This is a genomic window from Cupriavidus basilensis, from assembly GCF_029335485.1.
Lineage (GTDB): Bacteria > Pseudomonadota > Gammaproteobacteria > Burkholderiales > Burkholderiaceae > Cupriavidus > Cupriavidus basilensis_E.
The window spans coordinates 1-14594 of sequence record NZ_JARJLM010000433.1 but is presented as its reverse complement, the minus strand read 5'-3'; the positions used below and the strand labels follow the sequence as shown (position 1 = coordinate 14594).

18 protein-coding genes are annotated in these 14594 nt (G+C 69.9%); 7 read left to right on the top strand and 11 right to left on the bottom strand.

Translation table 11 applies throughout. From position 1 onward, the window contains the following. Window positions 1–232 precede the first annotated feature (232 nt). Window positions 233–1915 carry a DEAD/DEAH box helicase gene (locus tag P3W85_RS26040; protein ID WP_276266873.1) on the top strand — a complete coding sequence of 561 codons (1683 nt, stop codon included), beginning with the start codon at window positions 233–235 and terminating at the stop codon, window positions 1913–1915. Window positions 1916–1958: 43 nt separating this feature from the next. After that, window positions 1959–3035, top strand: coding sequence for a serine/threonine protein kinase (locus tag P3W85_RS26035; protein ID WP_276266872.1), 1077 nt, complete (start codon window positions 1959–1961; stop codon window positions 3033–3035). 46 nt (window positions 3036–3081) lie between these two features. Here the strand turns inward: P3W85_RS26035 and P3W85_RS26030 are convergent, their stop codons facing one another. Beyond that, window positions 3082–3519, bottom strand: a complete 438-nt coding sequence (locus P3W85_RS26030) for a universal stress protein (RefSeq protein WP_017228905.1) — start codon at window positions 3517–3519, stop codon at window positions 3082–3084. An 86-nt stretch (window positions 3520–3605) separates the two neighbouring features. On the opposite strand from P3W85_RS26030, the gene P3W85_RS26025 reads away from it, so the two are divergent. Both P3W85_RS26025 and P3W85_RS26020 read left to right on the top strand, forming a co-directional pair. Continuing rightward, a complete protein-coding gene (locus tag P3W85_RS26025; protein WP_276266871.1) occupies window positions 3606–3962 on the top strand; it encodes a hypothetical protein in 357 nt (118 codons plus the stop codon). Window positions 3963–4101: 139 nt separating this feature from the next. Next, window positions 4102–4521, top strand: a complete 420-nt coding sequence (locus P3W85_RS26020) for a carboxymuconolactone decarboxylase family protein (protein WP_017228903.1) — start codon at window positions 4102–4104, stop codon at window positions 4519–4521. A 261-nt stretch (window positions 4522–4782) separates the two neighbouring features. Here the strand turns inward: P3W85_RS26020 and P3W85_RS26015 are convergent, their stop codons facing one another. After that, window positions 4783–5013 (bottom strand): hypothetical protein, encoded by a 231-nt coding sequence (locus P3W85_RS26015; RefSeq protein ID WP_035814491.1) that lies wholly within the window; start codon window positions 5011–5013, stop codon window positions 4783–4785. 100 nt (window positions 5014–5113) lie between these two features. After that, on the bottom strand, window positions 5114–6064 hold the full coding sequence (locus P3W85_RS26010; protein WP_276266870.1) for a LysR substrate-binding domain-containing protein: 951 nt from the start codon (window positions 6062–6064) through the stop codon (window positions 5114–5116). 220 nt (window positions 6065–6284) lie between these two features. Here P3W85_RS26010 and P3W85_RS26005 point away from each other — a divergent pair, with 220 nt between their 5' ends. Together P3W85_RS26005 and P3W85_RS26000 are read left to right on the top strand one after the other, a co-directional pair. Beyond that, window positions 6285–7277 carry a Bug family tripartite tricarboxylate transporter substrate binding protein gene (locus tag P3W85_RS26005; protein ID WP_276266869.1) on the top strand — a complete coding sequence of 331 codons (993 nt, stop codon included), beginning with the start codon at window positions 6285–6287 and terminating at the stop codon, window positions 7275–7277. Window positions 7278–7385: 108 nt separating this feature from the next. After that, window positions 7386–8609, top strand: coding sequence for a PLP-dependent aminotransferase family protein (locus tag P3W85_RS26000; protein ID WP_276266868.1), 1224 nt, complete (start codon window positions 7386–7388; stop codon window positions 8607–8609). A gap of 30 nt (window positions 8610–8639) precedes the next feature. On the opposite strand, the gene P3W85_RS25995 is transcribed toward P3W85_RS26000, so the two are convergent. Together P3W85_RS25995 and P3W85_RS25990 are read right to left on the bottom strand one after the other, a co-directional pair. Continuing rightward, a complete protein-coding gene (locus P3W85_RS25995; RefSeq protein ID WP_276266867.1) occupies window positions 8640–8999 on the bottom strand; it encodes a hypothetical protein in 360 nt (119 codons plus the stop codon). A gap of 102 nt (window positions 9000–9101) precedes the next feature. Then, the gene (locus tag P3W85_RS25990) at window positions 9102–10016 is read right to left on the bottom strand and encodes a DMT family transporter (protein WP_035809294.1); all 915 of its coding nucleotides are present in this window, start codon (window positions 10014–10016) and stop codon (window positions 9102–9104) included. Window positions 10017–10222: 206 nt separating this feature from the next. On the opposite strand from P3W85_RS25990, the gene P3W85_RS25985 reads away from it, so the two are divergent. Beyond that, window positions 10223–10693, top strand: a complete 471-nt coding sequence (locus P3W85_RS25985) for an Lrp/AsnC family transcriptional regulator (RefSeq protein WP_017225796.1) — start codon at window positions 10223–10225, stop codon at window positions 10691–10693. A 9-nt stretch (window positions 10694–10702) separates the two neighbouring features. Here the strand turns inward: P3W85_RS25985 and mdcH are convergent, their stop codons facing one another. The 6 genes from mdcH to P3W85_RS25955 form a co-directional block, all read right to left on the bottom strand. Further along, window positions 10703–11641 (bottom strand): malonate decarboxylase subunit epsilon, encoded by a 939-nt coding sequence (mdcH, locus tag P3W85_RS25980; RefSeq protein WP_276266866.1) that lies wholly within the window; start codon window positions 11639–11641, stop codon window positions 10703–10705. Further along, window positions 11638–12324, bottom strand: coding sequence for a malonate decarboxylase holo-ACP synthase (locus P3W85_RS25975; protein WP_276266865.1), 687 nt, complete (start codon window positions 12322–12324; stop codon window positions 11638–11640). Before P3W85_RS25975 ends, mdcH begins: the two co-directional genes overlap by 4 nt. Before the next feature lie 2 nt (window positions 12325–12326). Continuing rightward, window positions 12327–13163, bottom strand: a complete 837-nt coding sequence (gene mdcE / locus P3W85_RS25970) for a biotin-independent malonate decarboxylase subunit gamma (protein WP_276266864.1) — start codon at window positions 13161–13163, stop codon at window positions 12327–12329. Further along, complete coding sequence (locus P3W85_RS25965; RefSeq protein WP_276266863.1) at window positions 13160–14011, bottom strand: biotin-independent malonate decarboxylase subunit beta; 852 nt, start codon at window positions 14009–14011, stop codon at window positions 13160–13162. Before P3W85_RS25965 ends, mdcE begins: the two co-directional genes overlap by 4 nt. After that, window positions 14008–14322, bottom strand: coding sequence for a malonate decarboxylase subunit delta (locus P3W85_RS25960; RefSeq protein ID WP_276266862.1), 315 nt, complete (start codon window positions 14320–14322; stop codon window positions 14008–14010). Before P3W85_RS25960 ends, P3W85_RS25965 begins: the two co-directional genes overlap by 4 nt. After that, window positions 14322–14594 (bottom strand): triphosphoribosyl-dephospho-CoA synthase (locus P3W85_RS25955; protein ID WP_276266861.1); only part of this gene is annotated, 273 nt, incomplete at its 5' end. The genes P3W85_RS25960 and P3W85_RS25955, both read right to left, overlap by 1 nt.

Genomic DNA, 14594 nt, shown 5'->3' with positions numbered 1-14594 from the left:
GCGGGGCCGGAGCGTGGCTGGCCGCCATGATAGCGCAGCGTCGCCGGCGCCCCTTGGCGCGGGCGCGCGCGCCTTGACGCGCCGGGCTGGTACACTAGCGCTCTTTCCTCCAAAGAAGCGGGGGCAGTCGCCTCGCTTCGCCGGTCGCTTTGTCCGGTTTTCGGTTTTCTCACTCACGTCGCCCCCGCGATTGGCGCACCACATGCGCAAAGGGCGGCCGAAGCGTCAATTCATGTCTTTTTCCGAACTTGGCTTGTCCGACAAGCTTGTGCGTGCCGTGGCCGAACAGGGCTATACCACGCCGACCCCGATTCAAGCGCAGGCGATCCCCGCCATCCTGAAGGGAGGCGACCTGCTCGCCGGCGCGCAGACCGGCACCGGCAAGACGGCCGGTTTCACGCTGCCGCTGCTGCAACTGCTGTCCGAATCCTCGGCTGGCCGCGAACCCGTACGCGGACAGCGCCTGCCGGTGCGCGCGCTGGTCCTGACCCCCACCCGCGAACTGGCGGCGCAGGTCGAGGAAAGCGTGCGCAACTACGGCAAGTACCTCAAGCTGCGCTCGATGGTGATGTTCGGCGGCGTGGGCATCAACCCGCAGATCGAACAGCTCAAGCGCGGCGTCGATATCGTGGTGGCCACGCCCGGCCGCCTGCTGGACCACCTGTCCCAGCGCACCATCGACCTGTCGCACGTGGAAATGCTGGTGCTCGACGAAGCCGACCGCATGCTCGACATGGGCTTCATCCACGACATCCGCAAGATCCTCAACGTCCTGCCGCCGAAGCGCCAGAACCTGCTGTTCTCGGCCACCTTCTCCGACGAGATCCGGGGCCTGGCCGACCGCCTGCTGGACAATCCCGCCTCGATCGAAGTGGCGCGCCGCAATACCACCGCCGAGACCGTGGCGCAGCGCGTGTACCCGGTCGACCGCGAGCGCAAGCGCGAACTGCTGGCCCACCTGGTGCGCGAGAACGACTGGCACCAGGTGCTGGTGTTCACCCGCACCAAGCACGGCGCCAACCGGCTGGCCGAGCAGCTCGACAAGGAAGGCCTGTCGGCGCTGGCGATCCACGGCAACAAGAGCCAGTCGGCGCGCACGCGCGCGCTGACCGAGTTCAAGGCCGGCACGCTGCGCCTGCTGGTGGCTACCGATATCGCCGCGCGCGGCATCGACATCGACCAGCTGCCGCACGTGGTCAACTACGACCTGCCCAACGTCCCTGAGGACTATGTGCACCGTATCGGCCGTACCGGCCGCGCCGGCGCCGAGGGCGAGGCGATTTCGCTGGTGTGCGTGGACGAAGCCACGCTGCTGCGCGACATCGAACGCCTGATCAAGCGCCAGATCGAGCAAACCGTGCTGCCGGGCTTCGAAGTCGATCCCAGCATCCCGGCCGAGCCGATCCAGAAGGGCCGGCAGGCACGCGGCCAGGGTAATGGCGGTGGTGGCGGTGGTGGCGGCCGTGGCCGCGGCCAGGCACCCGCCGGCGGCGGCCAGCCGCGCGGCAGGGCACCGGCGCCGGACGCCGGCGAACGCCAGCAGCGTCCGGCCCGCGCCCCGCAGGGCCGCAGCCAGGCGCCGGCAGCGGGCGAAGGCCAGCGTCAGGGCCAGCGTCCCGCCCAGGGCCAGCGTACTGCCCAGGGCGGCAGCCGTCCGGCCCAGGCCGGGCAGGGCGCGCCCCGTAACGGTCAGGGTAATGGCCAGGGTAACGGCCAGGGCAATGGCAGCAACGGCAATCGCGCTGCCGGCAACGGTGGCCAGGCCAACGGCAATCGCCAGGTCAACGGCAATCGTGCCGGGGTCGACACCCACGCCGCGCAGCCGCGCATCGGCCAGGATGCAGCCCCCCGGGGACGCCGTCCGGCGCCGCAGGCAGCGCTGCTGGGCGGCAATCGCGCCAAGCCCACGCGTTGATGCACGCGTCAATCCTCGATAAGGCATAAGGCGGCCACGCGCAATGTCCAGTTCAGGCTTCGATCTGCCGGGTCCAGGTAACGGCAACGGCCTGGCGCCTGGCGAGGCAGCCGGCGACGGCGGCATTCCCTATGCCAGCCTCACGCCGGACCTGATACTCGACGCCATGGAAGCCGCCGGTTTCGAGCCGGACGGCCGCCTGCTGGCGCTCAACAGCTACGAGAACCGGGTCTGGCAGGCTGGCCTCGAAGGCACCGCGCCGGTGGTGGTCAAGTTCTACCGCCCCGGCCGCTGGAGCGACGCCGCCATCCTGGAAGAGCACGCCTTCGTGCAGCAGCTGGCCGACGCCGAGATTCCGGCGGTGCCGGCCATCGCGCGCGACGGCGCCACGCTGCTGGCGCATGCCGGTTTCCGCTTCGCGGTGTTTCCCCGCTGCGGCGGGCGCGAGCCGGAGCTGGACCGTGCCGACACGCTGACCTGGCTCGGCCGTTTTATCGGCCGCATCCATGCGGTCGGCGCCACGCGCCCCTATGTGGCGCGCCCGGCGATCGACGTGGACACCTTCGGCATGGCTCCGCGCGACTGGCTGCTGGCGCAGGGCTGCATCCCGGCCGAGCTGCGGCCGGCCTGGCAGGCCGTGGCCGATCTCGCTATCGAAGGCGTGCGCCGTTGCTACGAACGCGCCGGCGAGTTGCCGCTGCTGCGCTTGCATGGCGATTGCCACCGCGGCAACGTGCTGTGGATCGAAGAAGGCCAGGCCGGCACGCGCCCGCCCGGTCCGCATTTCGTGGACTTCGACGACAGCCGCATGGGTCCGGCGGTGCAGGATCTATGGATGCTGCTGGAAGGCGAGCGCGCTGCGCAGCAGGGCCAGATGGCGGACATCCTGGCCGGCTATGAGGATTTCGCGGAATTCAACCCGCGCCAGCTTTACCTGATCGAGGCCTTGCGCACGCTGCGCCTGCTGCACTACAGCGCATGGCTGGCCAGCCGCTGGCGCGACCCCGCTTTCCCGGCGGCCTTCCCCTGGTTTGGCACCGCCCGCTACTGGCAGGACCGCATCCTCGAGCTGCGCGAGCAGGTCGCGCTGATGGACGAGCCGCCGCTCTGGCCGGTGTAAGGCCGGACGCATTGCGACAGGGCGCCGCCAGGGCGCCCGCCCGCGCCTACTTGACGCCCGGCGCCTTCACCATCACCACCGGGCACGGCGCATGCGCCAGCACCCGTCCGGCCACCGAACCAATCACCGCATCGAAGAACGAGCCGCGCCCGTGCGTGCCCATGACGATGCCGCGCGCGTCCACGCTGGCGGCATAGGCGACGATGCGCTCCGGGGCGAAGCCGTGCAGCGCGTGGCGCTCGAAGGCGATACCGGCCGCGGCGAGGATGTCCGACACCGATTTCATGGCCTTCTCGCTTTCTTCCTGATGCCAGGCATCGATGGTGTCCTTGCTGACGAAGGCGCGCACCTGGCCGGTCACATCCGGGGTCACATGGACCACATGCACGGTGAAGCCGCTTTGCAGCAGCTTGCCTTCGGCGATAAAGCGGGCGGCGGCATCGGCAAAGGTGGAACCGTCGGTGGCGAGCACGATATTGGTCATGGCGGCTATCTCCTGGCTGGGCTGCGATGGTTGTCGGCATGGCACCGCCTGCCGGCGCAGGTCCGGGGGCGGCCACCGGGACCATCATGGCACCGGCGCCGGGCACGTGCCAGGATCCAGATCAAATCCGGCTCGAATCGGTATGGCTGCGGACGATCGGCGGAATCCCCGCCAAACGCAGCAAGCCCCGCGTTGACGGCTTTTTTGCACCCCACCCTGGTCGTCTATGCGCCATTTTGACGCCGCAGAACCTACCCTGCAGACAGGAAAAACGATGTCGGATCATCCGTCTTGCCGCTATGTGGATCTACTACCGTCTGGCGATCGGCGCCCTGGCCATGCTCGCGCTGATCCTGCTGTTTGCCATGGAGTTCGGGCTGGCCAGCGCCATTGCGCGCCGCGAAGCGGGTTTTGCGCGGGAACCTGACGAGCAGGGGCCGTGACGCTGGCGGCGTGCCCGCCACCCAATCCCATCCGTAAACCGGCGAAAATCTCCTGCCGGCCCAGCGGGCCGCCGCCTTGCCACGCTTGGGCGTGGCAAGGCATTCCCCAATGCCCGGGCCAACCCAGGAGAGACGCAAGATGACGCAAGCCAAGCAGGATCCCGCCGCCTACGCGCAAACACCAGCCTTCGAAGCCGGCCGGCAGGTCCGCTCGGAAGTCATGGGAGAGCAATACGTGCAGCGCGCGTTCGACGCCGCGCAACAGCAAGGCGATGTCGGCCTGCAGCAACTGGTGACGGAATTCGCCTGGGGCACGGTCTGGACGCGCGACGGGCTCGAGCGCAAGCAGCGCAGCCTGGCTACGGTGTCGATGCTGATCGCACTCAACCGGCCGCAGGAACTGACGGGGCACCTGCGCGGCGCGCTGGCCAATGGCGTCACGCCGCAGGAGTTGCGCGAACTGGTGGTGCACAGCGCGGTGTACTGCGGCTTTCCGGCCGCGCTCGACGCGGGGCGCAAACTGGCGGAAGTGCTGGAGGCGGCCAACGCGAAGGGGTGACCGCCAGGGAAACGAGGCGAAGCGGCCCTGTCCGGTGGCGCGGCAAGCGCGCATTGTGCCGGTATGTGCGTGCGTTTCGTTCAGCGCTGCAGCGCCTGCGCGGCAAAGCTCACGAGGTAGCCGCTGCCCAGGCAGGCGGCAATCCATCCGGCGAGGATCAGGGCACTGTCTTTGACGGTCATGATGGATTCCTGTGGTCTGCCGTGGGCGCAGGGCGGCACGCTGCCGCCCTCGTCGTCCGGTGCAGCCGGTTCGTCCCGTTCATACGGCGAAGCCGAAGGGGTAGTCCTGGAGCAGCGTGCGGGCGCCGCCGCTGAAGGCATCGGCCTTGCGCGCGCCGCCGGTATAGGGATCGGACGAGCGGTGCACATAGCCGTAGTCGTCGCCGGCGTGGGTGCCGCGCGCGTCGGCGGCAAAGGCGGAGTTCAGCGAGAGCAGGGCGGTGCCGGCGATGACGGCAGCGAGCAGCAGGCGGGCGGTGGTGATGTTCATGATGGATCTGCCTTGTTGAAATCGGGAGAACATGTTGTGTCTCCATGCGACAAAGGATAGATCCGGCAGATCAACGATACTTAGCCGTGTATCGTATCCATCATTCAAATTTTTTGATTAAATCTGGCGGTGCTGTTCCCGCCCGGGCCGCCTGCCGCGCGGCGAAATCCCGCGCCGCCGCCAGCAGCCATGTGCGCAGGCGCGACATGGCATCGCTCACCGGGCGCGAGTCCGGCAATACCAGGTAATAGGCGCGCTGCGAGCGCATGGCCTGCGCCACCGGCATCGCCAGCAGCCCCAGCGCCAGGTATTCCTCCACCAGGAAACGCGGCACCAGGCCCACGCCCAGCTTGGCGCGGGCGGCGCTGATGACCATGCTGTGGTGGTCGTAGCGGGTGCCGCGCATGGCGTTGACGTCGCCAACGCCAGCCGCTTCCATCCAGTTCTTCCAGTCGAGGCGGCGCGTCGACAGATGCAGCAACGGTGCCTGCGCGATGCGTTCGGCGGTCACGGTCTCGCCGGCAAAGAAGTCCGGGTGGCAGATGGGCACCGACTCCTCGTCGAACAGCGGATCGGCCCGGCCGCCCGGATAGTTGGCTTCGCCGTAGTGGATGGCGGCGTCGTACGGCGTGCCATCGAACAGGAACACATCCGCTTGCGCGCTGAAATTGACCACCACCTGTGGGTGCTGTGCGTAGAAGGCGGGCAGGCGGGGTATCAGCCATTCCACCGCGAGTGTCGGCACGCAGGCGAGTTCGACGATGCCGCCGGCGCCCTCGTGCGCCATGATGTCCAGCGTATCGCGCTGCAGCTTCTGCAGACTCTCCCGCACCTGGTCGCCGTACAGCGAGCCGGCCGGGGTCAGGCTGACGCGCTGGTTGGCGCGGTGGAACAGGGCCACGCCAAGCTGGCTTTCCAGCGTGGCGATCTGGCGCGAGACGGCACTCTCGCTCAGGCATAGCTCGGCCGCGGCGCGGCGCAGGTTCTGGTGGCGCGCCGCGGCTTCGAAAGCGCGCAGGCTGCTCAGGCTGGGAATGCGGGAGGCGCTCATGGTCTCGGGGCGGGGGGCGGCGGGGACGATGGAGCCGTCGTCGCTGGATCGGCTCCACGTTGATATATAAAAGTCATCATCCTATGCGTAAAACTCGCTTGATGGAAAAAAGTTGATGACTAAAAATGCTGTACGCCGGGAATACTGCACTTGGGATTCCCGTGTCCCCCGCCCCCCAAGAGACGGGACATCACAACCATAAGGAAACGAGGAGACCGGCATGAAGCCACTGCTTCGCATCATCGGCCATTGCGGCATTTCACTGGGCCTGCTCGCGGCGGCCACCGCCAGCGCGGAAGACTTTCCCAACAAGCCGGTGCGCATCATCGTGCCGTACCCGGCCGGCGGCACCACCGACATGGTGGCGCGCATGATCGGCGACCAGCTCACGGCGATGTGGAAGCAGCCTGTGCTGGTGGACAACCGGCCCGGCGCCGGCGGCATCGTCGGCACCGGGGTGGCGGCCAAGTCGCCGGCCGACGGCTACACCCTGCTGATGGGCTCGGTAGGCGAGTTCGGCATCAATCCCACGCTGTACAAGAAGCTGCCCTATGACGCGGTGGCGGATTTCACGCCGGTGTCCCTGGTCGCCAAGGTGCCCAATGTGGTGGTGGTGTCGCCGGCCTTCGCCGAGCGCGCCCGCGTGCAGACGCTGGCGGAATTCATCGCCTACCTCAAGGCCAATCCCGGCAAGGTCAATATGGCGTCGGCCGGCAACGGCACCTCCACCCACCTGGCCGGCGAACTGTTCCAGCGCATGACCGGCACGCAGATGAGCCACGTCGCCTACAAGGGCAGCAGCCCGGCGCTGGCGGACCTGATGGGCGGCAGCGTGGACGTGATGTTCGACAACCTGCCGGCCTCGATCCAGTTCGTCCGCTCGGGCAAGCTCAAGGCGCTGGCGGTGACCTCGGCCGGGCGCTCCGCCGCCTTGCCCAATGTGCCGACCGTGGCTGCCGCCGGGCCGGTCGAAGGCTTCGACGCCAGCCCCTGGTTCGGCCTGTTCGCTCCCAAGGGCCTGCCCACCGCGCTGGCGCAGAAGATCAGCCGCGACCTGGCCCGCGCCACCAGCGATCCCGCCATCCAGGCCAAGCTGCGCGAGCAGGGCGCCGAGCTGGCGCCGAATACGCCGGAGGCGTTCGCCGAGCTGGTCAAGCACGACCGCCGCAAGTGGGGCGAGATCGTCAAGCTGTCCGGCGCCACGGTCGACTGATACGACGGACGGCGGGTCCCGTGCGCGCAGGGCGCGCGGGGCACGTAGCCGGCCTTGCCTGACCTTCGCCGCCGCCGCCACGCCTTCAACACTCACCGCGAGCATCCCATGAGCACGCCAGTCCATCCGTACGCCTTTGCACCGGCCATGCGGGAGCCGCAGGGCTCGCCCATCCGCGAGCTGTTCCCCTATATGAGTCTGCCGGGGATGATCTCCTTCGCGGGCGGCTATCCGTCTCCCGGCAGTTTCGATGCCGGCGCGCTGCAGGCCGCGGCCAGCGCGGTCATGGCCGCCGACCCGGCGCAGTGCCTGCAATACGGCCCGACCGAAGGCATGGCCGCGCTGCGGCGCGAACTGTCGGCGCTGATGGCCGAACGCGGTGCGCCCCTGCCCTCCGAGCAGATCGTGGTGACCTCGGGCTCGCAGCAGGGCTTCGAGCTGCTGGTCAAGGCCTTGGTCGCGCCCGGTACGCCGGTGTGGGTGGAAACGCCGACCTATCCCGCCGCGGTACAGGCGCTGCGGCTGGCCGGCGCGGCGGTGCGCGGCATCCCTTCCGACCGCGACGGGCTGTGCGTGGAATCCCTGGCCGCCATGCTGGCCGGCTGCAGCGAGGCAGAACGCCCGCGGCTGCTTTACCTGGTGCCCACCTTCGCCAATCCGAGCGGGCGCACGCTGGCGCTGGATCGCCGCCGCGCCCTGCTCGTGCTGGCCGCGCGGCATCGCATCGTGGTGGTGGAGGACGATCCCTACGGCAGCCTGCGCTTCGACGGCGAGCCGCTGCCTTCGCTGTTGTCGCTGGCCGCGCAGGATGCCGCGCTGGCGCCCTGGGTGATCTACCTGGGCAGCTTCTCCAAGACCATGGCGCCCGGGCTGCGGCTGGGCTGGATGGCCGGTCCCGCCGAGATCCTGCGGCGCGCGGTGATCGCCAAGCAGGTGTCGGACCTGTGCACCTCGCCGTGGCTGCAGCTGGCCATGGCCAGTTGCCTGGCCGATGGCCTGCTGGCCCGGCAGACCGCGCGCATCATTGCGCTCTACCGCCGCAAGCGGGACCTGATGGCGCAGGCGCTGGCCGACACGTTCGGCGCAGCCCTGCGCAGCGAAATGCCGCAAGGCGGCATGTTCCTGTGGTGCGGGATCGAAGGGGTGGACGATGCGGCCAGCCTGCTGCCGCATGCCATCGCGGCGCGCGTGATGTATGTGCCGGGCGCCAGCTTTGGCGTGGACGGCGCGCCTTCGGGCGCATTGCGGCTGTCGTTCGCTACCGCGTCGGACGAGCAGATCGTGGAAGGGGTGGCGCGCCTGCGGCAGGCGGTGCGGGCCAGCCAGGCGTAGGCCGCGCCGCGCGCGGCAGTATCAGCGGAGCTAGTCGCGATCGCGGCCGCGGCCACGGCCGTGATCATGATCATGCCAATCCCGGTCGCGCCGCTCGTGTTCGCGCCACTCCCGCTCGCGCCATTCGCGCTGGCGCCAGCCGGGGCCGTAGTAGCCAGGCCCGTAATAGCCGGGCCCCACTACCACCGGCTGCGGCGCGACATAGACGGGCGCGGGCTCGTAGACCGGCGCGGCGCGGTAGACGGGCACCGGCTGGTAGACCGGGGCCGGGGCAACATAGACCGGACCGGGCACGCCGATGCCGATATCCACATCCACGCGAGCAAAGGCGGCGCTTGAAGCGAGGCCGGCTACTGCGGCAAGGGTGCAAAGGGTGGCAATTTTCCGCACGGGCGACTCCGGTTAGTGGTGGCCTCCACTGTAATGCGGCGCGCCTTTGCCAGGTATTAGCGGCGCAATACAACTGTGTCTACTTGTAACGCAGCGGCGGCTTCATGCGCTGCGCCATGGCAGGCGCCGCCCCAGCCAGGGGGCTAGCGCGGAGGTGGCCACGCCCAGCGCGATCAAGGCCAGCCCGGCCGACAGATCCGCGGAGATCCGCTCCTGAAAGGCCACGGCTGACACGATCAGCCCGATCAGCGGCACGCACAGCATGGCGATCGAGGTCGCCGCCGGCGGCAGGGCCTGCGTCATGTTCAGCACCACGATGAAAGTCAGCGCGGTAGCCAGCGGACCGGTGTAGAACAGCAGCGGCCAGATCTCCGGCATCGAGAGGAAGTGGGGCGCGCCGTCGCGCAGCAGCGCCAGCACCACCAGCGGCACCGATGCCACCGCCGTCTCCCAGGGAATCATGTCGGCGCCCAGCCGCACCGTCCGGTTGGCGCGCAACTGGATAATGCTGAGCGACCAGGCCAGCGAGGCGCCGAGCAGCATCACCAGGCCCACCGCGGTATGCAGTTGCCAGTCGCGCAGCGCCGGCGCCACCATCAGCGCAATGCCGGCATAGCTCAGGCCGGTGGCAATCCATTGCGGGCGCGACAGCCGTTCCTTGAGCACCAGCGACGACAGCGGAATCACCCACACCGAGGTGGCATAGGCGATCACCGAGGCCCGCCCCGGCGGCACATACTGCAAGGCCCACAGCGCCAGCGCCGTGAAAGCCGCCATCTGCAGCAGGCCCACGCCGAGCACCAGCGGCCATTCCTGCCGCGTCGGCAGCCGCAGCCGGCCCAGCACGCCCAGCACCAGGAAGCTGATGGCCGCCGCCGAGACGAAGCGCGCGGCGGCAAACCAGAGCGGGCTGACGTGGGTCAGGCCGAGCTTCATGACCGGCCAGTTGCCGCCCCAGATCGCCACGGCGCAGGCGAGGGGGATAAACCGGCGCCATCCTTGTTGTGCTGCTTGCATGCTTCGACTCGACTTAACTCAACTCAACTCAATAACCAGAAACCGGAATCCGGAAACCAGGACCGCGGACTTGCCGGCGCGCCAGGCATGGCGCGGGCAGGCCGTGAAGTCTACGGTTTATTGCGTCGCAGCAAAAACCGAAGCCAACTGCAAATTCAGATCAATGCAGCATAGAATGCTGAGATTCATAGATGCGGGAGCGCAACGTGCTGGACATCGACCTGGACGCCACGGATATCCGGATTCTCAACGAACTGCAGCGCGATGCCAGCCTGACCAATGTGGAACTGGCCAGCCGCGTCAGCCTGTCGCCTTCGCCCTGCCTGGCGCGGGTCAAGCAGCTGGAGAAACGCGGCGTGATTTCGCGCCGGGTCACACTGCTGGACGCGCGCCGGCTCGGGCTGAAGGTGGTGGTGTTCATCCAGGTCTCGCTGGACAAGCAGCGCCGCGAGAGCCTCGACGGCTTCGAGCGGCGCATCACCAGCCTGCCGCAGGTGATGGAGTGCTACCTGATGTCGGGCGATGCCGATTACCTGCTGCGGGTGGTGGTGCCCGACGTGGAGGCGCTGGAGCGCCTGATCATCGACCAGATCACGCGTATTCCCGGCGTGTCGAATATCCGCTCGAGCTTTGCGCTCAAGCAGGTCCTGTACAGCACGGCCTTGCCGCTGGGGTGAGGGGCTGGCTCAGGAAGGCTGCCGCAGCGCCTCGCGCGCGGCGAGCGCCACCACGCTGTCGACGCGCGTATCCGCGCAGGCCACCGCGATGCCGTCCCGCAGCAGCGGCGCGGCCAGCCGCGTGAGCACGTTGCCGGGCGGCATCTCCACCGCCAGGCGCATGCCGCATTCGCGCGCCAGCAGCATGGTCTCGTGCCAGCGTACCGGCACGGCAAGGTTGCGCGCCAGGTCGGCGGCGATGCGCGCGGGGTCGCGCAGCTCGCGTGCCGCGCTGGCGCTGAAGTAGCGCAGGCGCGGCCGGCCGATGCGCACGCCGGCGACGGCGCGGGATAGTTCGTCCGCCGCGCCGTCGAGCAGGGGGCAGTGGGAGGGCACGCCGATGGCGATGGGGCGGGCCGCATGCGCGCCGCTGTCCAGCGCCAGCGCCGCCACGCGCGCCATGGCCGGCACGGCGCCGGAGATGACCAGCTGGGCAGGCGCATTGAGATTGGCCAGGTAGACCGGCGACGCCGGCCCGTGCACTTGCGCGATGAGGCGTTCCAGCGGGCCGCGCTCCAGCCCCAGGATCGCCGTCATGCCGTAGCCGGCCGGATACGCCTGCTCCATCAGGCGAGCGCGCAGCGCCACCAGCCTCACCGCGTCGGCATGGTCCAGCACGCCCGCGCAGACCGCTGCCGGGAACGCGCCGATCGACAGTCCGGCCACGGCATCGGGTTTGGCGCCTTCGGCCAGCAGGCAGCGCGCCATCGCCACGCCGGCGGCCAGCAGGCACAGTTGCACGGCCACGGTGGAGCCGAGTTCGGCGGCGCTGTCGAGCGCCAGCGCATCGCGCCCGAGCACCGCGCCGGTTTCGGCCACGGTGGCGTGCACGGCCGGGTGATCCGGCAGCGCATGCAGCATGCCGGCACGCTGGGCGCCCTGGCCGGGGAAAGTGAACAGCGTGCTCATGGCGCGGTCATGGCGTGGTCATGGGGCGCCACTGCCGGCGGGTGCCACGGGTCTTCGCACAGGACCGGACCGTTCGCTGTCCTGAGCAGCACGCGGCCACCGGTGCGCGCGCGCTCGCGCAGCGCGAAGGCGCCGGCGGGCGTGGACACCTGGATGTCGATGCGGGCGTCGCCGGGCTGCCCGTCGAGCAAGGCGACGAGCAGGCGTTCGGTCTGCGGTGCGAGCGGCATGCCCGCGGTGACCAGCAGGTCGAGGTCGCTCCCGGGGTGCAGCACGTCGATGCCCGAGGCGAGCGTGAAGCCGGCGCCGCCCGTCACGCCCCAGTTCAATTGCGCGTCGTCCAGCAGCGGCGCCACGCGCGCGAGCACCGTCAGCGCCGGCAAGGCGAGGCGGCGCGGATGATCGCGCCAGCGCGCCTGCCGCGCGATCATGCCCGGCGTGACCACGCGTGCCACCTGCGCGCGCGGCAGCCACGCCGCATGGCGCTGCGCGCGCGTGGTGCCGCGCAGGCCGACCGGGATGCGGCCTGCGTCAATGCGATCGCGCCGCACCACCAGCGGCGCGCGCGCCAGCCATTCGGCGCCGGCCCATGCGGGGAGCGCGTTCGCGCCGGCAAAGGCAGGCGGGTCCACCAGCCAGAGCAGGTCGTGGGGCAGCAGCGCGCGTGCCGTGGCGCCGTGCATGATCAGTCCTGCCACTGCTGCGCGAGCACCTCGCGCACGCGGCTGGAAGCCTGCCGGTTTTCTCCGCCGAGCCGGCTGCGCAGATCGTGCTCCGGCTCGGCCGCGATATCGGCCAGCGCGGCCTGCAGCGCGCCATGCACGGTGTCGAGATCGGCCGCGTCCGGCTGCCCGGCATGATGCACGCGGACCCTTTTCCACAGCAGCCCCAGCGTGGCGTAGTTGCCGATGTCGTAGGCCATCGGCGGCACGCTGGCGGCAAAGGTCTCCAGGTCCTCCACGCTGCGCAGGGTGATGCGCGCGGCGGCCTCTTTGCCCATGGCGTGCACTTGCACGCCGGCATCGTCCAGCGCGATCAGGCGGCTGGCCTGGTAGCCGTGCGCCAGGAAGGCGCCCGACATGGCGCGCCCGACCAGCAGCGCGATCACCGGATGCCCTTGCAGCCGCGCCGTGGCGTAGGCATCGGCCGCGCCGGCCAGCGACTGATGGATGCCGAAGGCTTCCTCGCGCCGGCCATAGGCCTGGCTGGGCGTGTCGACGACGGCCACGATGGGCCGCTTGATGGCGGCATCGCGGTCGGCCAGCACGGCTTCATGCACCGCCTGCGCCAGCGACCAGCCTTCGAGCAGGCCGACCTCGCCGTGGCGTACGCGCGGATAGGCATTGTCCGCATCCGGCACCACCGCGATAAAGCGGGCCGGCCGGCCCGCCAGCGCGGCGTCGGCGACCTGCACGGTGGCGGGATAGCCGGTGCGGCGCGGGGCGTTGCCGGTCAGCGCCGCCAGCCAGGTTTCGCCGCGGCCCTGGGTGCTTGCTGTACTTGCTGTACGTGCTGTGCTCATGGCTTTGCTCCGGGTGCGTAGATGGCGCGGACGGTTTCCGGCTCCGGCTGGCGCGCCGGATCGTATCCGGACAGCCGTTGCAGGTAGTGCGCGTAGCGCCCGCTGCGGTGCGTGGCCGGCACGCCCTCGGCCAGCAGCGCCTGCACGGTGGCGCGGATGGCGTCGCTGTCGTCCTCGACGTAGCGGTCGGCCAGGCCGGTGGCGATGCGCTGCTCGCCGCCGGTGAAACTCCAGATAAAGGGGCGGTCGCGCGAGTCATATTCCGCGATGCCGGCTTCCTGCTCGATCACCGCCGGCCCGTTGAGGCCGAGGCGCGCCTCGCGCGTGACCACAAGATAGCTGCACAGTCCCGCCGCGATCGACATGCCGCCGAAGCAGCCTACCTGTCCGGCGATCACGCCCACCACCGGCTGGTAGCGGCGCAGGTCGACGATGGCCGCGTGAATGTCGGCGATGGCCGCCAGCCCCAGGTTGGCTTCCTGCAGCCGCACGCCGCCGGTCTCGAACAGGATTGCCGCGCGCGTGGGCACGCCGCGGCGGTTGTCCTGCGCGGCCAGCTCCAGCGCGCCGGCGATCTTGGCGCCGCCCACTTCGCCCAGGCTGCCGCCCTGGAACGCGCCTTCGATGGCGAGGATCACGGCCGGCTGGCCGTCGATGCGGCCCTTGGCCACCACCACGCCGTCATCGGCCTGCGGCACCACGCCCTGGCGCTCCAGCCAGGGCGAGGCCAGCCGGTCGAACGGACCGGCCAGCTCGCGGAAGCTGCCGGGGTCGAGCAGCGCCTGCGCGCGGGCACGCGCTCCCAGCTCGGCAAAGCTCTCGCGGTTCAGCAGCGATGCGTGGTTCATGGCTGCTCCTTGCCATCGGCGCCGAGCGCTTCGAAGGCTTCCGCCAGGCGCATGCCGACCACCCCCGGCGTGGCGCCGAAATCGTGAATGCGGATGCGCATGGCGGCGCGCGGCGCGGCGCTGAACACGCGCGAGAGCTGCGCGTCCCAGACCTTGCCATAGCCGTCCACCGAGGTGGTGACCTGGATGGTGGTGGTGCCGGCCGTGCCGGGCTCGACCATCACTTCAAGGTCGCCGGAGCCGACCACGCCGACCAGCACGCGCTGGCCTGCCGGCGCGCCGGCGGGATATTCGAACTGGAGCTGTTCCATTACTTGTCTCCGTGCACAGGGCAAACGGCCGGCGGCATCGCACAGGGCAGCCGGTCCAGGAAGAAGGTGGCGGCGAGCAGGTCGGCCGCGCCACCGGGGGAGGCATTGCACGCCAGCATGCCGGCCTCGAGCCGGCGCAGCAGGCGGCGTCCGGCCAGCGTGGCGATGCCGCCGGCGGCCAGCACCTGGCTGGCGCCGTCCTGCATCAGCGCGATCCCTTCGCGGCCCGCGCGGGCCAGCACGCAGGTATCGTCGAGCCGGCTCATGATGGC